The organism is Planococcus sp. ISL-110 (assembly GCF_018613575.1).
In the GTDB taxonomy this organism is placed as follows: domain Bacteria; phylum Bacillota; class Bacilli; order Bacillales_A; family Planococcaceae; genus Planococcus.
Genome location: NZ_JAGGPX010000011.1, coordinates 1 through 26,202, shown reverse-complemented (window position 1 = coordinate 26,202; position 26,202 = coordinate 1). Strand labels below are relative to the sequence as shown.

General features: G+C 44.6%; 27 protein-coding genes. 19 read left to right on the top strand and 8 right to left on the bottom strand.

Features of this window, described 5'->3' with window-relative positions:
- Positions 1–36: 36 nt before the first annotated feature.
- The gene (gene lexA, locus J7I83_RS06000; protein ID WP_215099791.1) at positions 37–657 is read right to left on the bottom strand and encodes a transcriptional repressor LexA; all 621 of its coding nucleotides are present in this window, start codon (positions 655–657) and stop codon (positions 37–39) included.
- A 165-nt stretch (positions 658–822) separates the two neighbouring features.
- Between lexA and yneA the strand changes: the two genes are divergently transcribed.
- The 6 genes from yneA (at position 823) to J7I83_RS05970 (ending at position 5,040) form a co-directional block, all read left to right on the top strand.
- Positions 823–1,140: a cell division suppressor protein YneA gene (yneA, locus tag J7I83_RS05995; protein WP_215099790.1), complete on the top strand. Its 318-nt coding sequence runs from the start codon at positions 823–825 to the stop codon at positions 1,138–1,140.
- The gene (locus J7I83_RS05990) at positions 1,137–1,790 is read left to right on the top strand and encodes a YneB family resolvase-like protein (protein ID WP_215099789.1); all 654 of its coding nucleotides are present in this window, start codon (positions 1,137–1,139) and stop codon (positions 1,788–1,790) included. The genes yneA and J7I83_RS05990 overlap by 4 nt, the downstream gene beginning before the upstream one ends.
- 58 nt (positions 1,791–1,848) lie before the next feature.
- Positions 1,849–2,082, top strand: coding sequence for a DUF896 domain-containing protein (locus J7I83_RS05985; protein ID WP_215100107.1), 234 nt, complete (start codon positions 1,849–1,851; stop codon positions 2,080–2,082).
- An 87-nt stretch (positions 2,083–2,169) separates the two neighbouring features.
- Positions 2,170–4,173, top strand: coding sequence for a transketolase (gene tkt, locus J7I83_RS05980; protein WP_215099788.1), 2,004 nt, complete (start codon positions 2,170–2,172; stop codon positions 4,171–4,173).
- A 209-nt stretch (positions 4,174–4,382) separates the two neighbouring features.
- Positions 4,383–4,625 carry a YneF family protein gene (locus J7I83_RS05975; RefSeq protein ID WP_058384996.1) on the top strand — a complete coding sequence of 81 codons (243 nt, stop codon included), beginning with the start codon at positions 4,383–4,385 and terminating at the stop codon, positions 4,623–4,625.
- Positions 4,626–4,758: 133 nt separating this feature from the next.
- Positions 4,759–5,040: a hypothetical protein gene (locus J7I83_RS05970; RefSeq protein ID WP_215099787.1), complete on the top strand. Its 282-nt coding sequence runs from the start codon at positions 4,759–4,761 to the stop codon at positions 5,038–5,040.
- A gap of 25 nt (positions 5,041–5,065) precedes the next feature.
- Here J7I83_RS05970 and J7I83_RS05965 read toward each other — a convergent pair whose 3' ends face one another.
- Both J7I83_RS05965 and J7I83_RS05960 read right to left on the bottom strand, forming a co-directional pair.
- On the bottom strand, positions 5,066–6,046 hold the full coding sequence (locus J7I83_RS05965; protein WP_215099786.1) for an alpha/beta hydrolase: 981 nt from the start codon (positions 6,044–6,046) through the stop codon (positions 5,066–5,068).
- A 12-nt stretch (positions 6,047–6,058) separates the two neighbouring features.
- The gene (locus J7I83_RS05960; protein WP_215099785.1) at positions 6,059–6,958 is read right to left on the bottom strand and encodes a hydroxymethylglutaryl-CoA lyase; all 900 of its coding nucleotides are present in this window, start codon (positions 6,956–6,958) and stop codon (positions 6,059–6,061) included.
- Between the two features lie 81 nt (positions 6,959–7,039).
- Between J7I83_RS05960 and J7I83_RS05955 the strand changes: the two genes are divergently transcribed.
- Both J7I83_RS05955 and J7I83_RS05950 read left to right on the top strand, forming a co-directional pair.
- Positions 7,040–8,224 carry an acetyl-CoA C-acetyltransferase gene (locus J7I83_RS05955; protein WP_215099784.1) on the top strand — a complete coding sequence of 395 codons (1,185 nt, stop codon included), beginning with the start codon at positions 7,040–7,042 and terminating at the stop codon, positions 8,222–8,224.
- A gap of 13 nt (positions 8,225–8,237) precedes the next feature.
- Positions 8,238–8,447, top strand: a complete 210-nt coding sequence (locus J7I83_RS05950; RefSeq protein ID WP_215099783.1) for a DUF3886 domain-containing protein — start codon at positions 8,238–8,240, stop codon at positions 8,445–8,447.
- Positions 8,448–8,533: 86 nt separating this feature from the next.
- On the opposite strand, the gene J7I83_RS05945 is transcribed toward J7I83_RS05950, so the two are convergent.
- The 3 genes from J7I83_RS05945 to J7I83_RS05935 form a co-directional block, all read right to left on the bottom strand.
- The gene (locus J7I83_RS05945; protein ID WP_215099782.1) at positions 8,534–8,683 is read right to left on the bottom strand and encodes a hypothetical protein; all 150 of its coding nucleotides are present in this window, start codon (positions 8,681–8,683) and stop codon (positions 8,534–8,536) included.
- A gap of 32 nt (positions 8,684–8,715) precedes the next feature.
- Positions 8,716–9,912, bottom strand: coding sequence for an MFS transporter (locus J7I83_RS05940; RefSeq protein ID WP_215099781.1), 1,197 nt, complete (start codon positions 9,910–9,912; stop codon positions 8,716–8,718).
- A gap of 137 nt (positions 9,913–10,049) precedes the next feature.
- Positions 10,050–12,371: an S-layer homology domain-containing protein gene (locus J7I83_RS05935; RefSeq protein ID WP_215099780.1), complete on the bottom strand. Its 2,322-nt coding sequence runs from the start codon at positions 12,369–12,371 to the stop codon at positions 10,050–10,052.
- Between the two features lie 320 nt (positions 12,372–12,691).
- Between J7I83_RS05935 and J7I83_RS17785 the strand changes: the two genes are divergently transcribed.
- The 3 genes from J7I83_RS17785 (at position 12,692) to J7I83_RS05925 (ending at position 14,038) form a co-directional block, all read left to right on the top strand.
- Entirely contained in the window at positions 12,692–13,294 is a 603-nt protein-coding gene (locus tag J7I83_RS17785; RefSeq protein ID WP_251047490.1) for an alcohol dehydrogenase catalytic domain-containing protein, read from the top strand.
- 17 nt (positions 13,295–13,311) lie between these two features.
- Positions 13,312–13,617: a zinc-binding dehydrogenase gene (locus tag J7I83_RS17780; protein ID WP_483313430.1), complete on the top strand. Its 306-nt coding sequence runs from the start codon at positions 13,312–13,314 to the stop codon at positions 13,615–13,617.
- A 178-nt stretch (positions 13,618–13,795) separates the two neighbouring features.
- Positions 13,796–14,038 carry a hypothetical protein gene (locus J7I83_RS05925; protein ID WP_215099779.1) on the top strand — a complete coding sequence of 81 codons (243 nt, stop codon included), beginning with the start codon at positions 13,796–13,798 and terminating at the stop codon, positions 14,036–14,038.
- An 86-nt stretch (positions 14,039–14,124) separates the two neighbouring features.
- Here the strand turns inward: J7I83_RS05925 and J7I83_RS05920 are convergent, their stop codons facing one another.
- Both J7I83_RS05920 and J7I83_RS05915 read right to left on the bottom strand, forming a co-directional pair.
- On the bottom strand, positions 14,125–15,969 hold the full coding sequence (locus tag J7I83_RS05920) for a tetratricopeptide repeat protein (RefSeq protein ID WP_215099778.1): 1,845 nt from the start codon (positions 15,967–15,969) through the stop codon (positions 14,125–14,127).
- Positions 15,966–16,391 (bottom strand): hemerythrin domain-containing protein, encoded by a 426-nt coding sequence (locus J7I83_RS05915; protein ID WP_215100106.1) that lies wholly within the window; start codon positions 16,389–16,391, stop codon positions 15,966–15,968. The genes J7I83_RS05920 and J7I83_RS05915 overlap by 4 nt, the downstream gene beginning before the upstream one ends.
- A gap of 465 nt (positions 16,392–16,856) precedes the next feature.
- Here J7I83_RS05915 and J7I83_RS05910 point away from each other — a divergent pair, with 465 nt between their 5' ends.
- Genes J7I83_RS05910 through J7I83_RS05875 form a run of 8 tightly spaced genes read left to right on the top strand, consistent with a single transcriptional unit; the run spans position 16,857 to position 26,112 of the window.
- The gene (locus J7I83_RS05910; protein ID WP_215099777.1) at positions 16,857–20,531 is read left to right on the top strand and encodes a nitrate reductase subunit alpha; all 3,675 of its coding nucleotides are present in this window, start codon (positions 16,857–16,859) and stop codon (positions 20,529–20,531) included.
- On the top strand, positions 20,521–22,107 hold the full coding sequence (gene narH / locus J7I83_RS05905; protein ID WP_215099776.1) for a nitrate reductase subunit beta: 1,587 nt from the start codon (positions 20,521–20,523) through the stop codon (positions 22,105–22,107). Before J7I83_RS05910 ends, narH begins: the two co-directional genes overlap by 11 nt.
- Complete coding sequence (narJ, locus tag J7I83_RS05900; RefSeq protein ID WP_215099775.1) at positions 22,100–22,678, top strand: nitrate reductase molybdenum cofactor assembly chaperone; 579 nt, start codon at positions 22,100–22,102, stop codon at positions 22,676–22,678. Before narH ends, narJ begins: the two co-directional genes overlap by 8 nt.
- Positions 22,662–23,351 (top strand): respiratory nitrate reductase subunit gamma, encoded by a 690-nt coding sequence (gene narI / locus J7I83_RS05895; RefSeq protein ID WP_215099774.1) that lies wholly within the window; start codon positions 22,662–22,664, stop codon positions 23,349–23,351. Before narJ ends, narI begins: the two co-directional genes overlap by 17 nt.
- A 38-nt stretch (positions 23,352–23,389) precedes the next feature.
- A complete protein-coding gene (locus tag J7I83_RS05890; RefSeq protein ID WP_215099773.1) occupies positions 23,390–23,848 on the top strand; it encodes a GAF domain-containing protein in 459 nt (152 codons plus the stop codon).
- Between the two features lie 32 nt (positions 23,849–23,880).
- Positions 23,881–24,915 (top strand): sensor histidine kinase, encoded by a 1,035-nt coding sequence (locus J7I83_RS05885; protein WP_215100105.1) that lies wholly within the window; start codon positions 23,881–23,883, stop codon positions 24,913–24,915.
- Positions 24,912–25,559 (top strand): response regulator transcription factor, encoded by a 648-nt coding sequence (locus J7I83_RS05880; protein ID WP_191714192.1) that lies wholly within the window; start codon positions 24,912–24,914, stop codon positions 25,557–25,559. The genes J7I83_RS05885 and J7I83_RS05880 overlap by 4 nt, the downstream gene beginning before the upstream one ends.
- Before the next feature lie 25 nt (positions 25,560–25,584).
- On the top strand, positions 25,585–26,112 hold the full coding sequence (locus tag J7I83_RS05875; RefSeq protein ID WP_215099772.1) for a hemerythrin domain-containing protein: 528 nt from the start codon (positions 25,585–25,587) through the stop codon (positions 26,110–26,112).
- The last annotated feature ends 90 nt before the right edge of the window (positions 26,113–26,202 follow it).

Here is a 26,202-nt window from a genome sequence, read left to right as displayed (position 1 = left end):
AATCAAAAAACACCAGGAAATTTTCCCGGTGTTTTTTTAGTGGATTTGGCGGTAAACTCCAACGACTTTCCCAAGAATGGAAACCTGGTCGACGATGATTGGGTCCATTGATGAGTTTTCAGGCTGCAGACGGAAATAATTTTCTTCACGGAAGAAACGTTTCACCGTTGCTTCATCTTCAGCTGTCATCGCTACAACGATATCACCATTATTAGCGGTTTGCTGCTGTTTAACAATTACATAATCACCGTTTAGAATTCCAGCCTCAATCATACTCTCGCCCATGATCTCCAACATGAAGATATGGTCATCCTCTGTGCCGTAGCTTTGAGGAAGAGGAAAGTATTCTTCTACATTTTCGATTGCGGTAATTGGAATACCGGCAGTTACTTTACCGATCAACGGTACATGTAAAACTGGACTTTTATCAATAAGCGCTTCATCAGTGCTGATTACTTCAATTGCTCTCGGTTTTGTTGGATCGCGGCGGATCAGGCCTTTGCTTTCAAGGCGTGCCAAGTGGCCGTGTACAGTCGAGCTGGATGCAAGACCAACTGCTTCGCCAATTTCACGAACGGACGGTGGATAACCTTTTAAGCGAACTTCTTCTTTTATGAACGTCAGGATATCTTCTTGGCGTTTCGATACTTTTTTCAACAGGTTCACCTCATTTGAGTAATTCTACTTAATTTCTACCAATAGTATACCAACTCGGGCAATGAAATGCAAACATAGGTTCGAATTTTATTCTTGACAAAAACACCTGTTCGCATTAGTATGAGAACATACATTCCGAACACTTATTCTTAGGAGGAGATCTACTTGACAATCATCCGACAAAATTCTTACTTAATCGTGTTTTTTGCCTTAATCGTGGTATTTACTTTTTATGCAATTCTGTCCCATAATACAAAAAGTGCACAGATGAGCCAAGTTGAAATAGAAGAAGGTGACACACTCTGGACTTTAGCTGAATCGTTCAGCGGCACAACCCCCCATCATGAATGGATAGAGGAAATCATGAAAGAGAATAATCTTTCAACTTCTAAAATTATCGCGGGGCAATCCCTTAAGATTCCCAGCGACCAATTAAAATTTGCTCCTGATGAGACGATTAAATTTGCAGGTGATGCCGAATGAAGAAAAATGCATTAATTTATTGCCGTGTCAGCACGACCAAAGATACACAGGAATCTTCTCTTGAGAGACAGGAAGAAGAGCTGATGAAATTTGCGTTTGAACAATCCTATAAAGTGGGCGGCATTTTTGCTGATCAGCACAGTGGTTACGAAATGGACCGCGAAGGGCTGCTTGAAATGCTGAACAGCATCAAGGCAGAAAAAGTCGATGCCGTTTTTATTCAGGATGAAACACGTTTAGGCAGGGGGCATGCCCGGATTGCGCTTTTGCACGTAATGAAGAAATACGGCGTAGAGGTCTATACTTTGTCAGATCGAGGGCCTATCGCGCTGAACGACATGGATGACATGGTCCTTGAAATTTTGGCGATTGTGGAAGAATACCAACGTAAAATACATAATGCCAAAATTAAACGGGGCATGAAACGTGCTGTAGAAAATGGCTACAAACCGGAGAAGAACTTAAAAGGCAAAGGCAATCCGGATGGCCGGGAACGTTTGGATTTGCCCATTGACCAGATTGTGAGCTTGAAGACCAATGGCCTGACTTTCAGCGAAATCGCTGTTACGCTGCAAGGATTCGGCTATCAGGCAAGCAAAGCGACAGTCCATCGTCGGTACAAGGAATATGAAAAGCTGATGAAAGACTAAAACATTGCAGAAACCCGACTTTTTTTGTACCATATGAAAGGAAGAAAGGTGGATGTCTATGTTACCTCCAGACAAATTAAGTCGAATAAATCAGCTGTCACGCAAATCAAAAACTGCTGGTTTATCGAAAGAAGAGGCGAAAGAGCAATCTTCTTTGCGCCAGGAATACTTGCAGACTTTCCGCAAAACAATGCGCGGCACAATTGAAAATGTAAAAGTGATTGATCCCAACGGAAATGATGTAACTCCGGAAAAGGTCAAAAATCTTCGAGAGAATAAGTATTTGAATTAAATACTTATTCTCTTTTTCATTGTATTCTTTTCTATAGTTGACTAAACTAGAAAGGGATTAAATTTTTGTTTGAGAGAGGATGTTACTATGTCAACCCACGCAGATCAACTTGCAGTGACTACAATTCGAACACTTTCTATCGATGCTATTGAAAAAGCAAATTCTGGTCATCCAGGATTGCCAATGGGCGCAGCTCCAATGGCGTATACATTGTGGACTAAACACATGAACCACAACCCGAAAAATCCGGATTGGTTTAACCGCGACCGTTTTGTGTTATCGGCAGGGCATGGTTCCATGCTTCTATACAGCTTGCTTCATTTGAGCGGCTATGGTTTGGAAATGGATGAAATCAAGAATTTCCGCCAATGGGATTCTAAAACACCAGGACATCCGGAATATGGCCACACTACAGGCGTCGAAGCAACAACCGGACCACTCGGCCAAGGAATTGGCATGGCAGTCGGCATGGCAATGGCTGAGCGTCATCTAGCGGCTACATATAATAAAGAAGGCTTGAACGTCGTCGATCACCATACGTTTTCTTTATGCGGTGATGGAGATTTGATGGAAGGCGTTGCTGGAGAAGCTATTTCTCTTGCAGGCCATTTGAAATTAAATAAATTGGTTGTGCTTTATGACAGCAATGACATTTCATTGGACGGGCCATTAGGCAAAAGTTTCTCTGAAAATGTTCAAAAGCGTTTTGAATCATATGGCTGGAACTACCTGCGCGTAGATGACGGCAATGTATTGGACGATTTGTCTGAAAAAATCGCACAAGCTAAAAACTCATCAGACAAACCGACATTGATTGAAGTGAAAACGGTGATCGGTTACGGAGCTCCTAACAAATCCGGTAAAGCGGACGCACACGGAGCACCACTCGGTGAAGATGAAATGAAATTGGTCAAAGAATATTATGAGTGGACTTTCGATACAGATTTTCACGTACCTGAAGAAGTATATGAAACTTTTGAGCAAGCAACGGAAGAGCTTGGTGAAAAAGCTGAATCCCAGTGGAACGAATTGTATGCACAGTACAAATCGGCACATCCGGAATTGGCTGAACAATTGCAAATGGCGATTCGCGGCGACCTTCCAGAAAACTTTGATGCTGAATTCCCAACATATGAATTTGGCAAGAAGCAGGCAACCCGTTCTTCTTCTGGAGATATGATCAATGCAATCGCAAAAACGGTTCCTTCATTCTTCGGCGGCAGTGCTGACCTTGCAGGATCCAATAAAACAAACATCAAAGGCGCTGGCGATTTTGATGCAGAACATCCTGAAGGGCGTAACATTTGGTTCGGCGTTCGTGAATTTGCAATGGGCGCTGCCTTGAACGGTATGGCTTTGCATGGCGGTTTGCATGTCTTCGGTGGAACTTTCTTCGTCTTCAGTGACTATGTCCGTCCGGCGATTCGCTTGGCTGCATTGATGGGGCTTCCTGTAACTTATGTCTTCACGCATGACAGTGTAGCAGTTGGGGAAGATGGTCCGACTCATGAACCGGTTGAACATTTGGCTTCTCTTCGTGCAATGCCGAACTTGAGCGTTGTCCGTCCTGCTGATGCCAACGAAACAAAAGCCGCATGGCGATTGGCTTTAACAGCTAAAACAACACCGACATTATTGGTTCTTTCACGTCAGGACTTGCCAATTTTGGAAAACAGTGCGGAACTTGCTGAAGCGGGAGTAGAGAAAGGTGCTTACGTCGTATCACCTGCTGAAAATCCGCAGGCGCTATTGCTGGCAACTGGCTCTGAAGTAAGCTTGGCTATCACTGCACAAAAACAATTGGCAGAAGAAGGAATTGCAGTTTCTGTTGTTTCTATGCCATCTTGGGACCGTTTCGAGAAACAGGACAAGGAATACAAGCAATCCGTTATTCCAAAAACGGTCAAAAAACGCTTGGCTATTGAAGTGGGTACATCGTTCGGCTGGGATCGCTACACAGGCGACGAAGGCGACATTCTTTCAATCGACCGTTTTGGCGCAAGTGCACCAGGCGATCGCATCATGGAAGAATTCGGTTTTACTGCTGATAACGTAGCAAGCAAAGTGAAAAGCTTGATCAACGAAAACTAAGTTGGAGAATGGAGGCAGCTGATGCCTCCATTTTTTTGTTCTGTTTAAGTGGATAGAACATCAATACCTGCTTGATGGAGTTCGAAAATAAGTTTTTCTAAGTGAAGTTTCTGTTTATTATTTACCTACTTATGGTCACAATTCTTTTTTTATAGTATAATCCATTGTGGTGCATTACTTATTTACGCAACACGAAGGAGGTAACAAGAATGGATACATGGATCTGGATCGTAATCGTTATCGTGGCTTTACTCGCAGGTGTTGCACTTGGATTCTTTATCGCACGTCGATATATGATGAAATATTTGCAAGACAACCCACCAATCAATGAAGAAATGCTGCGAATCATGATGATGCAAATGGGACAAAAACCGTCTCAAAAGAAAATCAATCAAATGATGTCTCAGATGAATAAAGCGTCAACCAAACCTGGCAAACCAGCTAAAAAATAAAAAGTACTCTGAGGAGTGCTTTTTTATTTTGTTTTCAACCAGCAATTAGAATTCCGCATAACGGGTATGATGCCAATAAGATCCCAGTTGTATTGCTCCAACTTCTAGGCAGTAATCAAAGGAGGAATTCTATATGGCGGATAACGAAGAGTTGCTGTTCTACTTGCCGGTTATTGAAGAAGATGAAAAGGAAAAAGGAAAGTTCCATCTGGAGAGCACTAGTTTGAAAAAAGCATTTCCGGTCTCGCTGGACAAAATACAGGAATTGGTAAAGGACATGACCGATTACAATTTGGATACCATCGAACTGCATGTCACTGGCATTGTGAAAAGTGGGCCGATTACCGAATTGTTTATCGGAGCAGAAGGGCAGGCGGGCATGAAGCTGGTTCTCAACAAGAAGAAAACGCCATAAGAAAAAGCACTCCACGGAGTGCTTTTTATTTTATGCCACTCGGCATAGCTTCTGCAGATGCCCGGTGCGTTTCTTGCTGCCCGGCTGTCAGCAGTCCATATTTCATGAGGAATTCGGCGACTGTCTCTTCATATTCCTCAGGATTCCTGTTGAAGGACTGTGCGTGTGCACCTTCGGCAAACAGCTTCAATTCTTTTGGCCCTCGCTTTAAGGCATAGAGCTCCTCACTCATTTTCGGCAGGACAAAATCATCATTGACACTGTGGATAAAAAGAACAGGCTTCTGAATGTTTTTGACGATTTCCCTTGGTGATACAGTAGAGATGAAGTAGCCATCCCGCATTTTCATGAAAAGGCTGGCGAGACGCAGTGCCAACGTGGTGCGCAGCGGCGTTGTCGTTTTCATGACATGGAGAACCTGGTCGTAAATATCGGAATATGCACAATCGGAAATATAGAAGTCTGCAGTATCTTCCATACCGGCGTATAGAAGCGTTGTCGCGGCTCCCATCGATTCACCATGAATACCGTAAAACAAATCCGCTCCGGCATGCAGTTTCAGTGCCTGTACGACAGCCTTGAGATCAATCTTTTCAAAATGGCCGAAACTGGTCGTTTTCCCTCCGGAATCGCCGTGGCGCCGATGGTCGTAGACGACCGTATTAAACCCCATTCGCTCAAACATCCGCGCAAACTTGAAAGAGTTGACTTTAGACTCCGTGACTCCGTGGCAAATGATGACATAGCGGTTGGTTTCATGCGGCTCAAGGAAAATGGCTTTAATTGGATACCCATTTTCCGATTCGATCCATTGTTCGCTTTTCGGTACATTGGCGTACCATACTTCATCATAGCGTTTTGCGCTGGTTTCCCGTTCCAGGATCAGCTGTTCATCTTTTTTCTTTACGTACATCAGCCGGTTGCTGGCGATAAATCCTACAACTGCGGCCGATGCTGTAAGGACACTGGAAACAATGGCGGAAGTCCAGATCAATTTTTTCTTCATGCTGTAAACTCCTTATACCTGATTTTTGTAGAGCGTGTACATGCCGGTCGCAACTGGATTTGTCACATGAGGTTCAATTTTTTCAATCGCCTGGCAAAGAAGGTCCAAGTCAATTCCTGTCTGGACATCCATACGGTGAAGCATGTTGACGACATCCTCTGTCGCAACATTGCCAGTAGCACCAGGTGCAAAAGGACACCCACCCAATCCGCCTGCAGAGGCATCAAAGCGGGTCACACCTGCCTGAAGCGCTGCTGTGATATTGGCTAAGGCCATCCTGCGTGTGTCATGGAAATGGGCGGTCATCAATACCTCTGGAAAGGCTTGGAGCAGCTTAGTGAATAACTCATAGCTTTCCTTCGGGTTCGCCATGCCGATTGTATCGGCGACACTCAATTCGTCAACTCCCCAATCCACGAATTGGCGGCAAAGCGCAATGGTGGCTTCTGGTGATATAGCACCTTCAAAGGGACAGTAGAATGCCGTCGATATGCAGGCGCGGACAAAAACACCTTGGGCTTTCAAGTTAAGGATCAGCGGTTTTAACGCGTCCATACTTTCTTCAGTGGTTTTATTGATGTTTTTCTTATTAAAGCTGTTGGAAACACCGACAAAAACGGCAAGTGATTGCGCGCCTGAATCAAGAGCTGCAGTGATGCCGCGTTCATTTGGCGTCAATACGAACTGGCGCCCGGTCTTGTTCGTCTGAGCCACAATCTCCTTCGCATCAGCCATTTGAGGCACCCATTTTGGCGACACAAAGGACGTTATCTCCATTTCCTGGATTCCGGCTTGCTGTAAAGCAGTTATAAATTGAAGTTTATCTTCGGTTTTGACAAGTTTTCCCTCGTTTTGTAGGCCATCTCGTGGCCCGACCTCGATAATCGTTGCATTTTTTGGTAAACTGAACATAATATCCCCCCTGCTTTCCATTGTATAGAGGGAAGGGATAAAAGAGCAACTGACAAACAATCAACCAAGGGGGAAAAGTACATGTCACAGGCAATCGTTATTGTAAGCGCTGTCCGTACAGCGGTAGGTTCATTCCAGGGAGCGCTCAAGGATGTGCCGGCTACACAATTAGGGGCAATCGTCATCAAAGAGGCAATTGAACGTGCAGGCGTTCAACCGAAACAAGTTTCTGAAGTCATTATGGGGAATGTGCTTCAAGCAGGACTTGGCCAAAATCCAGCGAGGCAGGCATCTATCCATGCTGGACTGCCGGAAACCGTTCCAGCTATGACCATCAATAAAGTATGCGGGTCCGGATTAAAATCCATTCAGTTGGCTTACCAAGCGATTTACGCTGGAGATGCGGAAATCGTCGTGGCAGGCGGAATGGAAAACATGAGCCGGGCACCTTACCTGATGGAGAATGCACGCAGCGGTTTCCGCATGGGTGACCAAAAAGTGGTCGACAGCATGTTGGTGGATGGATTGACTTGCGCATTCAACGATTACCATATGGGTGTTACAGCGGAGAATCTATGCGACCGCTATGACATTACACGCGAAGAACAGGACAAGTTTGCAGCCCGTTCACAGGCTCGTGCGACAGCAGCAATTGAAGCCGGCAGATTTGACGATGAAATTGTGCCAGTGGAGATTCCGCAGCGCAAAGGAGATCCAATCATTTTCAAGGTGGACGAGTACGTCAAAAGTGATTCAAATGAAGAACGGCTAGGGAAGCTGCGTCCAGCTTTTAAAAAAGATGGCAGCGTGACAGCAGGAAACGCCTCAGGAATTAATGACGGGGCAGCGGCAGTTGTTGTCATGTCGAAAGCAAAAGCCGATGAGCTGGGCCTTACACCACTTGCGACAGTAGTAGCAAACGGCAATGCCGGCGTCGATCCGGCTGTCATGGGAATCGGTCCTGTGCAAGCGGTGAAAAATGCCTTGCAGAAAGCTGAGATGTCTCTTGCAGATATTGAACTGATCGAGGCGAACGAAGCTTTTGCGGCTCAATCGATTGCAGTTGACCGTGAATTAGAGTTCAACCATGATATCTTGAATGTCAATGGAGGGGCGATTGCGATCGGCCATCCAATTGGAGCGAGCGGAACACGCATTTTCGTCACTTTGCTGCATGAAATGATCAAACGGGATGCCAAGACCGGTCTTGCGACGCTTTGCATCGGCGGCGGCCAGGGCATTGCGACTGTTATCAAACGTCCTTAAGGAGAGAAAATCTATGGCTAAAAGAAAAGAAGAATCCAACAGTGTGCTGTCAGAAGACATATTGGCGAAACTGAAAGAAACCAAAAAAGACTTGCTGAAAGAAGAGCAGATGAAGGAAGAAGAAAAAGAAGCGCAGCACTTATTCGAACGCAAGGAGCGCGAGAAGAACCTGTCGTTCGCTGAATTGCTGGAGCGCCATGGAGACAAAGGCGATAAGTTTTAATGAAGTATCTGCTGTCAAAGCTAAATAGGCACCTGCATTACTAAATAGCCAGCCCCCTTTCTTGAGGGGACTGGCTATTTATATTTCTATCGATTTATTTTTCTTAAGAATACCGATACTTCCTCTTTCCGAATACAACGATCCGTATCAATCAATAAACCGTTTTCTTGTGCGCTCATAAATGGTGCTAACGTGTTCTTTCCGGTGCCGAACCCGCCGATGATTTGGATTTTCATTCGTCTTTTCCCCTTGAAAGGATGCCATTGCCCTATTCTTTGGCTGCAGCGGGATGGTATCTTGATTTTAGCACCAGCGATAGGGCAAATATAATAAACGCCAAGACAGTGGAAATGATAAGTGCTGTCTGTTCTCCGAAGTGATGGATAATGTAGGTGTAGACGATGGGGGAAATTGCCGACAGCAGGAAACCGGGTACCAACAGCTTTCCCACAAGCGTTCCGTAAGTGTTAGGGTCAAACAAGACGAGCGGCAGCGTTCCCCTTGTAATTGTCATCAGCCCATTGCCTGCTCCGAAGAGAAAGGCGAACAGAAGGGCAGCTGTAAGAAACTGGCCGCTGAAAAGACCGATAGCAAAGCCGAGGGGCAAAAGCATGGATGCCAGAATCGTTAATGAAGTAGGGTGAAGGTGAGCGCCGAACAACACTTCACAGACACGTGCCAAAGATTGTCCGATTCCCCTGAACGTTGAAACCCAAACCGAAAGAGCGGCAGTAAGCCCAAGTCCTGCTAGAAGGGTGATCATGTGGGTGGACATGGCCGAATTCAAAAAGTTCAATAGCGTAAAAACCAATGCATACAAACTGGCGGCGATCCATTGCTCTTTTGTAGTCACTGTAGCAGGGGAAAAGGACGTTACTGTATTATTTCCAACCGCCTTGGCCTGGTCATCAAATCGACCGGTGGGGAGCGACAGGTGAAGAGGGATCGTCAATAGGGCGAAGCCGGCATAAATCAAGAGAGCCGCCCGCCATCCGAAAGTTTCTGCTAAAAAGAACCCAATCGGCCAAAAAATGGTGGAAGCCAATCCTCCTAAAAGAGTGATCTGTGAAATGGGGCGCTTTGCATGAACGCCTCCTATGCGTGCCAATGCAGCAAAAGCGGCGTCATAAAGACAGAGGCGCATGGCCAATCCTAACAGCATCCAAGATGCATAATATACTCCGGTAGAATAGGACAACGCAATCCCCCCGCAGCCCAGCGCGAGCAGCACCGAACCTGCAGTCATCACAACCTTGCCGCCGAACCGGTCGATCAACTGGCCAGTGAGTGGAGATGTAAAGGCCATGATTACCAAAGCGGCTGAAAAGCCTCCATAGACAATGGATTCGCTCCAGGCAAGATCTTCGGCAATTCTTACTCCGAAAGCGGCAATCAAGTAATAGGAGATTCCCCAGCATATTAGCTGAGACACGCCCAGGGAAATGACTGTGTAGCGGGTAATCATGAATTCACCTCCTAGTATGGGCTGGATTCGATTATTAGCTTTTAGTAACTCCATTATAGATTTTTTACAGGATTTAGTGTTGTTTTATGTAAAAAAAGAAAAGGAGACCGCGGCTGCGGTCTCCTCTTCTTTTGGGTTTACTGTTTTTCAGAATACTCGAGTGCTCGGTCCATAAAGACTGCAAATTCAGCTCTCGTTACATCAGCCTTCGGATTGAATTTTCCACCAGACGAACCGACTGTGATTCCAGCGGCATAAAGTGTGTCGATATACTCATCGGCCCAGCCAGTTGTATCGACGTCTGGGAAGTTGTGTGAACCTTCTTCTTCGATTCCAAAGGCTGTTACTAACACTTTAGCCATTTCCTGGCGGGTCAATTTTCCTTTTGGACGGAATTTATTTTGATAACCTTCAACAATTCCGGCTTGCTGAGCTGCCATAATTTCCTCGAAATAAACATGTGTTTCGGGAACATCATCAAACATTTCGTAAGGTGCAGCGCTTTCCAGTTCCGGCAGTGCTCGAGTAAACATCAAAGCGACGTGCTGTCTTTCGATGCTGTTTCTCCACCCGAAAGTTCCATCGGGATTACCTATAATAATCCCTTTGCCAGCCATTTTTTCGATTGATTCATAAGCCCATTTTGGCTCATCAGGACTGACATCAGAGAAGGTCGGATTCGCAGGCACTGGATCAGGTTCCGTTGATCCTGTTGTAAATTGATAAATTGGTGATTTTTCACTTTCATCTGCAGCATTGGTAATATTCATGTACCAATGATATTCAGTGTTTTTGCTGAGTCCTTCCCATTCGACCGAAGCGGCATCTCCTGATTTAAGGTCTTTATCCTGGCCGATCAGTTGATCGGTATAGATATTGACGGCCATGTAATCCGTTTCGATTTGTCTAGGGTTTTCTTTGGCTTCTACATCCTCTAAATCAAAGCTTGCTGTAAAGCTTTCTTTTTCAGGATCAAATTGATCAAAATCAAAATCATCGAGGTAAGGAGAGTACGATACTAAATCCAGTGTTTCATCAGTTGGATCGAATGTCAGCATCTTCAAATACCCTTGTCCGCGATCATCAGGTAGATTTCCTTGATGATTCGCCAATACTTCCAGTACTTCCCGGTCTGTGCCATCTTCATTTGTGAGTTGTTTCACACGATAGTTTGCGCCATGATGATGTCCGCTGAGGACCATCTTGACGTTTTCATTCGGAACGACGATTTCTCTGTTGACCACTCTTGCTTCAGCCGTCACATATTGTGCCAGAGAATTGATGTTTTCATGCATGCCGACAATCGCATTGCGGTCAGCATGCTGCTCAAGGACTTTATTTGCCCATTCGACAGTTTCAGCTGATCCGTCTCTTCCAAAACCGAGGTAAAGGAAAATGAAATCATGATCGCCAAATGAGAACAAATCATAATGGTTTTGATTTTCGTCATTCATTGCCTCGCCAAACCAAGGATTATCCTTAAAGCGGTCAATTCCGGCATATCTTGCGTAAATTGTATAGTCATAGGTTTTGTTAAGTTTGTCTATGACGACATCGTGGTTTCCGGCCAGCACACCGTATGGAATATTGGCCGCATCCATGCGGTCCAGATTTTCCTCAGCAACTTTCCATTGTTCCTCATCGAGTACATCATCGACAAGGTCACCGGTATTCATGGCATATTCATAGCTTCCTTTTTTGAATTCATCGATCATCCAGTCTGTCATGGAAGTCCAGACTTCCGGATAGTCAGCTGCGTAATATTGCGTATCTGTAAACCATAGCATAGAGAAGTCTTGGTCTGTGGAATCTGTCAGCGTTCCGGAATCATGGACCATCGCCTGAACCTTGCCGTCTTTGACAAACCGCTCTTTGTCAATTTCTGCTGTCAGGACAATTTCCTCGTTATTGGCGTTTCCTTCCATTTGGCTCAAAGCTACCCAGTTGCCGGCTTTAAAATCCCATGCAGACAAATTGGCTAGCCCGCTTGCCAATGTTTTGCCTTTCCAGTAAAGTTCAATCGAATTGCCCGCTGCCAAATCCTTTGACACGTCGACTTCAAAACGCTGGGAAGGGAAGTCGTTGTCACTTTTTGTAATGGCTGTTTCGTCATCATCTGCTGCCATCGCATCCATCTGTTCGTTTGTTAACGCGGTTGCATCTTGTTGAATCGGAACGGAAATGGGATTGTCGACTGTGTCGTTCTCAAAGCCGGATATGCTGTTGCCGCCGGCAAAGTCATATGTAAACCCTTTTTTGAAATCCACCGTTTTGATCCCTGCTCCAGTAGAATCTTTTACGATTGCTTCCAAAGTGGTGTTGAGGCTGACGTCTGTTGCGTAATTAGCCGGTTTGACATTTGTTGGTTCTTCCAGGCTGGTTGCTGCAAGGGGCGCTAATGAAGCATTTGTTAATACCAAAGCTAGTGCGGCTGTAGTGGCAAAAATTTTCTTTATCATTTTTCGTCCTCCTTTGATGGGTGTTACATGTCTTATAAAAAATTCTCGGGTCTCCCTGGAAAAAGAGCATATAGTACTACTTGTATAGGCATATATATTCTTTTTAAATATAAACGATGAACCTATTTATTCATAATAACAGAAATTAAATAAAAAACAACTTAATTTTCCATATTTTTTGAATATTTAATAATTAAGAGTAAATTCTTTTCTTGTGGATCCTAGGCACATATATAGTCGAGCGAAAAAACTAAAACATAGACTCTAATGAAAAAAACAAATTTTTGTGCCTGTGTTAATAGATAGTTAGGATGAGTGTATTGGGCTTTTATAAACCGGGTTCGAAAAAAGAAGCACCTAATTTTGAACGAGTTGAAATTGAACGAACAAAAGCAACAGGCAAAAACCTATTGGTGGAGGTACGGGAGATATCGGTCAATCCGACAGATTTGCGAACGTGTGATGGCAAGCGGGAAGATGACCATTCTGTTACTATTGTTGGGCGCGTTGCCGCGGGAGTCGTACTGGAAGCGGGAAATGATTGCAGTTTATTCCAGGCGGAGGATGAGGTATTCTATGCGGGAACCAGCAACATTCCAGGAAGCCTCAGCAAAGTCCAGCTGGTGGATGAACGGATTGTCGGCAGGAAGCCGAAGGATATCGGTTTTCCAGAAGCGGCAGCTTTGCCTTTGACCAGCATCACGGCCTGCGAAGCGCTTTTTGATCGGCTTGGTGCTTCCAGAAAAGCAGCTGGTAACAATGGGAAAGTAATTTTGATCATTGGAGCGGCCGGAGGAGTAGTTTCGGTTGCTACCCAGATTGCGAAACTTGTTGGGGTGACCATGTCATCAATCACCATGAGCCTTTTGAAGCGCAATTGGAGGCACTTGGAATTCACGGAGTTCATTATATTTTTTGTTTGACGAATGTGGATGACCATATGGAGAACATGGCGAAAACTATCCTGCCAGCCTTCAAGCCGCTTCATCTTGAGCTGTTCTATAAATCCGTCACTTTTTCCTATGAACTCATGTATACGCGTTCGGTGTTTCAGACAGAAGATATGGCATCCCAGCACGCTATTTTGATGCAATTGTCTGACTGGGTGGAAGAAGGGAAAGTCCGATCGACCATGACTAAACACTTATCGCCACTTAGTCCGGTAACCTTGAAAGAAGCTTATGAAAACCTGCTGACAGGGCGCACAATCGAGAAAATCGTTGTTGAAGGACCGATTCAATTATAGATTCATATAAACGAGTAAGAGAAATTATTTCTTCAGCTTATTAGTATGCTTCCAGAAACCTTGTTAAGTTTTGAATAATCTGAAAAATTTGGCATGATAATTATATATCCACTCGTTTTTCGGATTGAAAAGTTTGCTGTTAAAAATTACAGGGAAATCATAAGAAGGAGTGATTTTAATGGCTGTTGAAAAAAAACCAGAAGAAACTTATTCAAGCAGGGCTGAGAGAGAGCGGATCGGGCGTGAAACGGATTCAGGCTTTGCACGCGTTGAACGCGCTGAAACTGAAGATAGTTCCACTGAAATCCCGACAGGACCCATCGGTAGAAAGTTAACTGAAGAAGAAATACGACGCAGAGTCGGTCAAGGGAATTTTGATTCCGCCAAAGACGACAATCAAACAAATTCAATCAATAGCTGAGTTTTTAAAGACATATTTAAAAGGCTGCATCTTCTATTACAGAAGATGCAGCCTTTTTTTAGTTTTTCATCTGTTCCAAATCATGCTTACCGATTATCAAGAGTCGGTGCCAAAAACGTCCAGATTAATCCTGCTTCTTCAGGGGAACGGGGAGTGATGACAGCCGATTTTGGATAAGGCAAAGCAGTATTCCATTTTTCAACATGTTTTTTCACATATGGATTTTGATCGATAGCTTCTACATAAAGAGTTTGAACGGTTTGGGAAAGCATACCTTTTTGTCGTTCAATAGACCATCTAAACCAGGCATAGAATGCATTGTCGCTGAGTTCTTCCTCATAATGCCTGATCAGGCTTTCTGCTTCTTCAAGACGGCCCAATGCAATTAACGCCGAAACCGCTAAATATCGTACCCCTTGATGATCACCGGGGTTCAAACGCAGCACTTCATAATATATAGGAAAAGCTTCTTCGAAGCGAGCTTGCTCCCAATAGAAATTCCCGAGCAAAAACAGGGAGCGCAGGTATGGACGGTTTGGCACGTACAACCAGGCTACATCCATTTCCGGTTCAAAGCGTTCTTTGCCGCTGGCGATTGCCTGTTGGAGCAATTGTTCTTTTACTGGCTTATTCATTTCCACTTCAGCTGCCAATAGGAAGGCATCTGTATTTTTGGGGTCCAGTTGCTGAATCTGCTCTAGCTGGCTTGTCCGATCCGTGTTTGTGTGTGCACTGTAGGCTAGGAGTTGAGCGGTTTCAGCTTTGGTTTTCGGTTCATAGGATTTGCTGTGATAATACTCCATTTGGCGTTTTAATTCATTTTCGCTTGTAATGGTCGCATTTTTCAAATGCATATACAATTGCCAATTCTGAAGTTCGTTGCCCTTAGGATCCGTTCCTACTTCAAATGCATAAACTGCTTCTTTTTCTGTGTCTTCGAGGCCCATGGCAGCGTGATAAAAAGAACCGAGTTCATTCTTGAATAGGGTGAGTCTGTCTGTATCCACCGCAAAATGCTGTGCTGTTTGTTCAATATCCCAGTCCAGCTTTACCAATTGGTGGTCGATGGCAAACTGAATCGCGCCAGCGACTGCTTCTTTGGGAATCATGGCCAGGGGTTCTGCATAATGAAAGAAGGCTTCGATTAATTCGTCGCTTTTCAAATCATGGGCAATGAGGAAATTCTCTAATTCCTCCACGGTTTCAAGAACTGCAGAAGAGACTTGCTCGGTGCTGAGAATGCCACTGCTCAGGATTTGATAAACAGCCAGCATGTTCTGGCTGTAAAACTCCTGTGCGCTTGCAGTTTCTGATGACTGATACATTTCCTGGAGTTTCCGGACACTGTCCTGGTTTACTTCAACTGCAACTGTCAGGCTGTTCAGGACCATCATGAAATGGTTTCCGATCCGGACATCAGGCAAATAGAAGCCGGTTGCGATATTTCCAACTTCAACAGGGAAAGATTCATTGACTTCAATTTCAGTGATTTCTTCAGACAGCAAATCACGGACCTGTGCACGGTAATTGGAGACGGAAAGAACTTCGCCTGCCATAAACAAGGGATTTAGCCAAGAGCCAAGAACCTGCCTGATTTGTGTTCGTTCTTCTTTGGTGATTTTCTGTTCGATAAAAGCATTCCATACATCGACGCGTTCAGAAAAGAAAAAGAGGTCGCCAATAATACCGTTTGATTTATCCTCACCGTAAAGAGGAACGAGCAGGTTTTCGACTTTATCTTTCCATTTCACCAATTCTTTTTGTTGGGACGGGCGGGGATGATTTTCGAAAAATTCCTGAAGCAGCCCTTGAAGCACTTTATTTTGTTCTTCCATCATCAGTTTAGTGGAATCGTCCGCTCCACAGCATTTTTTGTATTTTTTGCCGCTTTCACATTGGCATAGGTCGTTTCTTCCGATGGCATTTATCATAGCGAAGGCCCCTCAAGCAGCAACCGCTCTTCCTCGCGGCTATGGATGGCGTTCACTACTAGCAGCGCATGAAACTGTTTCATCACTTCATAGCTGACGCCTTCTTCCACAAGCAACTTTTTAATGTCAGAAGCAACGATGCGCATAATATCATGATCACGTGTCAAATCAGCTACTGTTTGCTTGAGTTCAGGTTTCTGCTCAATCATTTCCTTGTAAAATCCTTCTTCTTCCGCATCAGCATGGCTGATGATCCGTGTTTCCCAATACTCCAGCAAATGATCCGCCGCCTGACGGGCAACTTCGTATTCTTTGGCTCTCAATAGGTCTTCCACTTCTTCGGTTTTGGTTAATGCTCCAGATAAGGCGCCTTCATGGATTGCATGATGGGCATGCAATTGGCGCAAAGATGGTCCTGACATAATCATTCATTCCCCTCATTTTTTTTCAGTATAACATGTCAAAAACCGCTGATTTTCCAGCTAGGGCATTTCCTTTAGCGAAAGAGGGAACTCCCTTATTCGCTGAGGAGTAAGGGAATTCAATGTAGTAGAGAAGGATGTGGAAATCGACAATTCCTTGTGGGATTTTTAATCACTGCAAGCTTACAGGCTGGTGGAAATTACTGTCTCTTAGCATCTGCCGAGCAAAAAGACGGCATATTGCATGGAACGGTGTATCCGAATCCCTATAATAATGAGTTAATGAGGACATTGTCTGACGGACAAAATTTTAGATTTTCAATGAACAAGGGAATTCCACTGGTTCTATAGGACATTCCCTAATGGGAACTTCTATAGGTGGCTAACATAATAAGGCTATACGAATGAATTTGTAATTGATTCCCTTCAATGTTTTTCATTCATGAGAAGGAGTGGGTATACGCGATGAAGAAAAAATTTGGATTGAATTTCTTTAAACCAGTCGAGAGTTATTCGGGCAGTTGGTCTATCCTCGAAGAAAAAAGTCGGGACTGGGAAAACATGTACCGCCAAAGATGGTCACATGATAAAGTAGTCCGCACTACGCACGGAGTAAACTGTACAGGATCATGCAGCTGGAAAGTCTTTGTGAAGAACGGAATCATCACTTGGGAAAATCAGCAAATTGATTACCCTTCCTGCGGCCCCGATATGCCGGAATTTGAACCGCGTGGCTGTCCGAGGGGAGCCACATTCTCCTGGTATGAATACAGTCCGCTGCGTGTGAAATATCCTTATATGCGCGGCAAACTGTGGCGTCTCTGGAAAGCAGCGCGTGCCAGCCATGCGAATCCGGTGGATGCTTGGGCAAGTATTGTAGAAGATCCTGAGAAAGCGATGTTCTATAAATCGGCCCGCGGAAAAGGTGGCCATATCCGTGTCAACTGGGAAGATGCTTTGGAATTGATCGCAGCACAATTGATCTATACCATCCAGAAATACGGTCCGGACCGCGTGGCTGGCTTTACGCCAATTCCTGCGATGTCGATGGTCAGCTACGCTTCAGGAGCACGTTTCATCTCGCTTCTTGGTGGACAGATGTTGAGTTTTTATGACTGGTACGCCGATCTTCCTCCTGCTTCTCCACAGATTTGGGGCGAGCAGACAGACGTACCGGAATCTTCAGATTGGTATAACGCCGGGTATTTGATGATGTGGGGCTCGAATGTTCCAATGACCCGTACGCCTGATGCACATTTCATGACAGAAGTCCGCTATAAAGGGACAAAAGTGGTATCTGTAGCTCCTGACTACGCAGAAAACGTGAAATTTGCCGATAACTGGCTGGCTCCTCATCCTGGAACAGATGCTGCATTGGCACAAGCCATGACACACGTCATTTTAGATGAGTTCTACCAAAAACGACAAGAACCGATGTTCATCAATTATGCGAAACAATTTACGGATATGCCATTCATGATTCTTTTGGATCCGCACGAAGATACATTAAAAGGCGGTCGATTCCTGCGCGCCAGCGATTTAGGCGACACTTCAGAACATGCAGAGTGGAAGCCGGTCATTTTTGACGAAGCAGCAGATAAATTGATGGTCCCGAACGGCACGATGGGGCAGCGCTGGGAAGAAGATAAAAAATGGAACCTAATTCTTGAAAATGAAGATGGCTCCAAAGTGGAACCTGCAATGAGTGTCGTTGACCATGATGAAGAATGGAAAGAAATTGTCTTTCCTTATTTCGATAACCAGGGAAATGGCGTCTTTAAGCGTGTGATTCCTGCAAGAAAAGTGGTATTGGCAGATGGCACAGAACGCTATGCTGCAACTGTATACGATCTGATGATGAGCCAATACGGAATTATTCGTACAGAAAGTGAATATAACGCAAAAGGCTACGACGATGAAACTTCATTTTATACCCCTGCATGGCAGGAAAAAGTGACATCTGTCAAAGCATCGATCGTCGTTCAGATTGCGCGTGAATTTGCACAAAACTCGATTGATACAGAAGGACGCTCGATGATCATCATGGGCGCCGGCATCAACCACTGGTTTAATAGTGATACGATCTACCGTACCATCTTGAACCTGGTCATCCTGACAGCTTCACAAGGTGTCAACGGCGGTGGATGGGCCCATTACGTCGGACAGGAAAAATGCCGTCCGATCGAAGGCTGGTCAACTGTCGCTTTTGCTAAAGATTGGCAAGGCCCTGCAAGACTGCAGAATGCAACTTCCTTCTTCTATTTTGCAACTGAGCAATGGAGATATGAGGAAAGTGGCATAGATGCATTGACGTCACCTCTGGCAGAAGATGTCGCCTATCAGCACCCGGCTGACTATAATGTGTTGGCAGCACGATTGGGCTGGCTTCCTTCTTATCCACAATTCAATAAAAACAGCCTGCTGTTTGCAGAAGAAGCTGCAGAAAAAGGCGCAAAGACCAATAAAGAGATTATTGATCACGCAGTGGAAGAGGTTATTTCCCGTAAGACAAAATTTGCGGTGGAAGATCCAGGTGCACCTGAAAACTTCCCAAGAACCTTGTTTATCTGGCGCTCTAACTTGATTTCAAGTTCTGCTAAAGGCCAGGAATATTTCATGAAGCATTTGTTAGGCGCTAAGGATGGCTTGTTGGCTGAACCGAACGTCGATGAAAAACCGGAAGAAATCGTTTGGCGGGAAGACGTCGAAGGCAAGCTGGACCTTATGGTTGCACTTGACTTCCGTATGACTTCGACTCCTCTATACGCGGATATCGTCTTGCCGGCAGCGACTTGGTATGAAAAGACCGATCTGTCTTCAACTGATATGCATCCTTTTGTCCATCCGTTTAATCCGGCGGTCAACCCGCTTTGGGAATCCCGTTCTGATTGGGACATCTACGCTAAATTGGCTGAAAGATTCTCAGAGATGGCGAAAACGCATTTGCCTGGAGTCTATAAAGATGTAGTCATTACACCTCTTGCACATGACACGAAAAGCGAAATTTCGCAGCCGATGGGTGTCGTCAAGGATTGGACTAAAGGGGAAATTGAAGCGATCCCTGGCAAGACAATGCCGAATTTCAGTATTGTTGAGCGGGATTACACCAAAATCCATGATAAATACATTACCTTGGGACCGAATTTAGCAGTCGGTAAAACCGGTGCGCACGGCGTCAGCTTCTCAGTAGCGGAAGAGTATGAGGAATTGAAGCACATAAACGGCACTTTCTTTGATGAAACCATCAAGAACGGTTTGCCGAAAATCCAGACGGCCCGACAAGTGGCGGATGCTATGCTGAATCTCTCGTCAGCAACAAACGGCCGGGTTTCACAAAAAGCATATATTGAAGCAGAAAAAGACACAGGCGTCCAACTGAAGGATATTTCTGCAGATCGCGCAGCAGAAAAAATCGCTTTCCAAAGCATCACTGTCCAACCACGTGAAGTCATCCCAACGCCAGTGTTCAGTGGATCCAATAAAATGGGACGACGTTACTCTCCATTCACAACGAATATAGAGCGTTTAGTGCCATTCCGGACATTGACAGGCAGACAGCATTTCTATATCGACCATGAAATTTTCCAACAGTTCGGTGAAGCTTTGCCGGTCTATAAACCGACATTGCCACCGATGGTTTTCGGCAAGAATGATAAGAAGATAAAAGGAGGCGTAGATTCGCTTGTGCTTCGTTATTTGACGCCTCACGGCAAATGGAATATCCATTCCACTTATCAGGATAATCAGCACATGCTGACTTTATTCCGTGGAGGTCCGACTGTCTGGATCAACAACGAAGACGCAAAAGCGCACGATATCGACGATAATGCATGGCTCGAAGTTTATAACCGAAACGGCGTTGTCACAGCACGCGCGGTCGTAAGCCACCGGATGCCAAGAGGCACGATGTTCATGTATCATGCCCAGGATAAACACATTCAGGTGCCGGGTTCTGAAATTACGGATACCCGCGGCGGCAGCCATAATGCGCCGACCCGCATCCACATGAAACCGACTCAAATGGTCGGCGGATATGCTCAGCTCAGCTATGGCTTCAACTACTATGGACCCATCGGCAATCAGCGTGATGAATACGTAGCAGTTCGGAAAATTAAGGAGGTTGACTGGCTTGAAGATTAAAGCACAAGTAGCAATGGTAATGAATCTGGATAAATGTATCGGATGCCATACCTGCAGTGTCACGTGTAAGACCACTTGGACCAACCGTAAAGGTGCAGAGTATATGTGGTTCAACAACGTTGAGACTAAACCAGGCATCGGGTATCCGAAGCGCTGGGAAGACCAGGAACTTTATAAAGGCGGCTGGCAGCTCCGCAAAGGGAAACTGGAATTGAAGTCAGGCAATAAATTATCAAAAGTCGCATTGGGGAAAATCTTTTATAATCCGGATATGCCGGAAATGAAGGATTATTACGAACCTTGGACATATAACTACGAGCACTTGACCAACGCCGATGAATTGGAACACTCGCCGGTTGCGCGTGCACACTCGGTCATCACTGGGAAAAAGATGGACCTCGAATGGGGTCCGAACTGGGAAGATGATTTAGCTGGAGCCCATATTACGGGTCCGCTGGATCCAAATATCCAAAAAATCGAAGAGGAAATCAAGTTCAATTTCGATAAGGCTTTTATGGTTTATTTGCCAAGGCTCTGCGAACACTGCCTGAATCCAAGCTGTGTAGCATCATGTCCTTCCGGAGCTATCTACAAACGTGAAGAAGACGGCATCGTCCTGGTCGATCAGGAAGCTTGCCGAGGCTGGCGCTATTGCATGACAGGCTGTCCTTACAAAAAAGTTTACTTTAACTGGCAGACCAATAAAGCAGAGAAATGCACATTCTGCTTCCCACGGATCGAAGCGGGACTGCCGACGGTATGCTCGGAAACCTGTACGGGCCGCATCCGTTATTTAGGAGTGCTTCTATATGATGCAGACCGTGTTCTGGAAGTGGCTTCTACACCGGATGAAAAAGATTTATACAAAGCGCAATGTGATTTATTCATCGACCCATTTGATCCTGAGATGATCGCAATAGCACGAAAAGACGGAATATCAGAGGACTGGATAGAAGCGGCACAGAATTCGCCTGTCTACAAGCTGGCGATTGAGCATCAACTTGCTTTCCCACTCCATCCGGAATACCGCACTTTGCCGATGGTTTGGTATGTGCCACCGCTTAGTCCAATCATGAACTATTTCGAAGGCAAAGATTCCATTAAGAATCCGGATATGATTTTCCCGGCTATCGAAGAAATGCGGACACCGATACAGTATTTGGCAAATATGCTGACTGCTGGTGATACGGAAACAGTCAAGAAGTCGCTGCAGCGTATGGCAATGATGCGTTCTTTCATGCGTGCTAAGACCACTGGCAAAGAATTCGATGAAAGCCGCCTGGAACGAATTGGCATGACAGCCCATCAGACAGAACAAATGTACCGGCTTTTGGCGATAGCCAAATACGAAGATCGTTTTGTTATTCCAAGCACGCATCGTGAAGGGCGGGTCAATCCGTACCGTGCGCAAGGAATGGAAGGCTTTGATACAGAAGGTATGGGAGGATGGGGAACCGACTCCGGTGGATCCTGTGACAGTTGTGGCCCTGCGACACCAAGTCCAACAGGAACAGCTACGAAAACAGGCAAAGAAATCTATGAAGAAAACTTCTACGGAGGTATATGGCGTGATTAATTTAGAAAAATTATATCGTTATAAGCTGTCATTCGGTTTTTTTGCCCATCACCTGACCTATCCGCAAAAGCTGGATTTTCATCCCTCGCTGATTGAGGAATCATTTGACGAGGATCATCCGGCATATGAGCATGTTCAGCGGTATTGGGAACAAATGCATGAATTGAGTTTGGATCAAATACAGGAAATGTATACCGAGATTTTTGATTTTGATAAAGACAGCACACTGTTCATGACGTACTTCAAGTTTGAGGATGCCAAGGAACGGGGCCAGATGCTTGCTAAGCTGAAGGTGTCATATGAAATGTTCGGCCTTGAAATGCCGGATACCGAATTGTCTGATTTTTTGCCACTAATCTGCGAGTTTCTTTATGCAGCTGAGTGGCTGGGGGATCCCCGGGGACCTCAGAGTTTCCAGATGCTGATTGCTGTGCTGGAGGATGGAACCTATCATTTGCTGAAATCTTTAGAGAAAAAAAATAGTCCGTACTTCCATCTCGTAAAAGGATTACGTGAAACGTTTAAAGTCTGTATTGAACAGGAGGCGCCTGTCGATGGAAACGGTAAGTAAATTTATCTGGGTAGTCTTCCCTTATATATGTATGGCAATATTCATTTTTGGACATATTTACCGATACCGGGTCGATAAGTTTCATTGGACGGCAAAATCCAGTGAGTTTATTGAAAAAAAACAGCTAATGATCGGCAGTTTATTGTTTCATCTGGGAATCATTCCGGTGATTTTCGGCCATATTGGAGGTTTAGTAATCCCAATCTCCTGGATGAATGCAGTAGGCGTCAACGATCATTTGTATCATATCGGTGCTATCTACATCGGCGGGATTTTCGGTTTCATGACTTTGATCGGCATGATCATTCTTACATTCCGCCGCTTTTCCATCTCAAGTGTCCGCAAATTGAGCTCTTTTTCTGATCTGGCAGTCAACTCTCTTCTTTTGTTTATTGTTTTTATAGGAATGTACGCTACATTGGTGACCAATGTGGTTCAACCGGATTTTGATTACCGGATGACGGTCTCAGTTTGGTTCCGTGATTTATTTCTATTTAAGGCAAACCCAGCAATCATGGCGAATGTACCTCTATCTTTCAAAATCCATGTTTTGACAGGGTTCGCAATATTCGCCTTCTGGCCATTCTCCCGTCTTGTGCATGTTTGGAGTGTACCGTTGAATTATGTAGGCAGAAGTTATATTCTGTATAGAAGACATAAACCAACAAATTAAAAAGGGTCTTTCTTTTTAGTTTGATAGGAGACAAAAGTATGGATTATACAGAAGAATACCAATTGCAGATTGAAAAAATCCGGGAAGCTCTTGGTTGTGATATTATTGCGCTTGCTCTAGTCGAGCCAGCGGAAAACCTGCATGTATTAAAATGGCAATATATTTCGGGCAATATAAGCGAGCGCATTAAAAAAGTAGTGCTGCAATCAGGCAAGGGAATTGCGGGAGGCGTTTTTAAGAATGGCAAGCCTTTATTGGTTTCAGATGTAAGCGAATTTGCTGCAAGAGATGATTTATTTAATTATCCTATATTAAGGCTAGAGAAATTGAAGAGTATAGGCGCTACTCCTTTATGGCATGGCGGAAGAGTGGTCGGAGTGCTTTTGGGAGGCTTTCGGGAACCTCATCTGATGACACCGGAAAAATTGCAGATGCTGATCAGCATGTCGAAATCTGGTATGGGCACGCTGGATGGGAAGGAAATGATGCGGAATTGATTTCTGACAAAAAAGAACAATTAGTTGATATGATGCTGCAAATGTATGAAAACAGCACAGAGGCGATTTTCTTTTTTTCGAGTGAAGGCAAGACCATTTCAATGAATCCTGCGGCAGAAAATATAATGGATGTATATGCATTGGAACAACTCAAAAAAGGGGCAGAAAATGCTTTATGCAATGTTTGCAGAGGGTATACCAGCGAAAGTGATTTGACAACATGCAGGGACTGCTACTTCACCAGTTCCAATCATGGAAATTTCTCCTCTTTCCAGGTGTTTTTGGAAACAGTCGGGAAAGGCCTTGTTCCCTATTCTGCCACGTTCCATGTCATTGATGATGAAAAAGGCACGAGGGTTTTCATTTTAAGAGATCTGTCGATTCAATTCGAAACGCAGACTAAACTGCAGCAAAATACGATGATGAAAAATATCATTAAAGCGCAGGAAAATGAACGCAAAAGAATTTCAAGGGAATTGCATGACAGCGTCGCTCAAGAACTATTAAGTGCGGTCGTTGATTTGCGCGCCCTTAAATACATGACGGATGACAAAGAAGTCTTGAAAAAAACCGGCGAAAGTACGGCAACATTGATCCGGCTGATGGATGATATCCGTAATCTGTCTGTCGAACTGCGTCCCTCGGCATTGGATGATTTTGGTCTAGAGGCGGCTTTTCGCTCCCATTTTAAGCGGGTGGAGGAAAGTTATGGCTTGACCATTGATTTTAGATCAACAGTCAAACGTGCTCGTTATGAAAACGAAGTGGAAACCGTGTTGTATAGAATCTGTCAGGAAGCTGTTTTGAACGCCATAAAATATGCACAAGTGGAAACCGTTCAAGTCCATTTGTTGGAAGATGGCAACACCCTGCAATTAATTGTAAAGGATGAAGGTATCGGATTTATCCCTGGAGAAAATCCTATAGGATCCGGGCTTGGGCTGTATGGCATGAACGAACGGGCTGAATTGGTGCTGGGCAATGTAACCATCAATTCTGAAATCGGCAAAGGAACGACCGTGCATTTGCGTGTGCCTTTGGACGAAAATCGGGAGGTGGCAAAGTGAAGATAGTCATAGCGGATGATCATGCGATTGTGCGAAGCGGGTTTTCGATGATCCTCAATTTTCAGGAGGATATGGAAGTGATTGCCATGGCCGCAGACGGAATTGAAGCTTATCAAATGGTAGCCAAGCATCAGCCGGATGTATTGCTGCTGGACTTAAGCATGCCGCCAGGAGAGAGTGGATTAGTGGCGACAGGGAAGATTAAAGAAGATTTTCCTGAAACCAAAATTCTTGTGTTGACTATGCATGATGACGAAGAATATTTGTTCCATGTCTTGAAGAATGGTGCTTCAGGCTATATGCTGAAAAGTGCTCCGGATGAAGAGCTGCTACAGGCTATTCGGGTCATCTACAATGGCGGAACCTATATACATCCGAAAATGGCTACTTCATTGGTTCGTGAATTAGTCAATAAAGATCATAAAGTAAAAGAATCGGATCCTTTTGAATTATTGTCCAAACGGGAAATTGAAGTTCTTCCGTTGGTTGCGAAAGGTTACGGCAATAAAGAAATTGCCCAAAAGCTTTTTATCTCTGTGAAGACAGTGGAAGCGCATAAGGCGAAAATTATGGAAAAGCTCCAGTTGAAGAGCAGACCTGAATTAGTGGAATATGTACTAAAGAAAAAACTATTAAATTTTTAACGAATAGCTGGGAGTTGAACTTTTGATGACAGAAAAATCAGAGCTTCGTTTTAAGGAACCCGGTATGAGGCTATTGGAAAATGAGCATGTTTATTTAACGTTCTTGATGAATGAATGGCATGCGCTTGTCTTGTTTTTTGAAGATGAAACCCTGAGCTTGGAAGCTGGCCGAGAAAACATGAAGCTTTTACGCCAAAAGCTCTTTGAGTTTATTGAGCCCTTCAAAAATCATACCGATAAAGAAGAAGAATTTTTTTTTCCGGCACTTGGAAATTATATTGGGTTCGAGCAGGGGCCACTCGTCGGCATACAGGATGAGCACCAGGAAATTGATGCATATATCGGGCATTTTTTTCATCATACCCGTGATAATATCGACTTATTGACATTAGAACAGATGAAGGCAGTCGCTCAGGATGCGGCAGAAGCATTTGAAGTCTTGACGGTCCATTTCATGAAAGAGGAAACCGTATTGTTTCCGATGGCTGAAAAAGCTATGAAAGCGGTCGATCAAGATGAATTATACAAAAAACTGAATACCCTTATCACCTGAATTGTTTGAGCCGCTTCCAAGAGAAGCGGCTTTTTTTGTTTAAAAAGTTTGATATGTCAGCTTCTGCTGTCGGGCGCTTCCGCTTTTCTT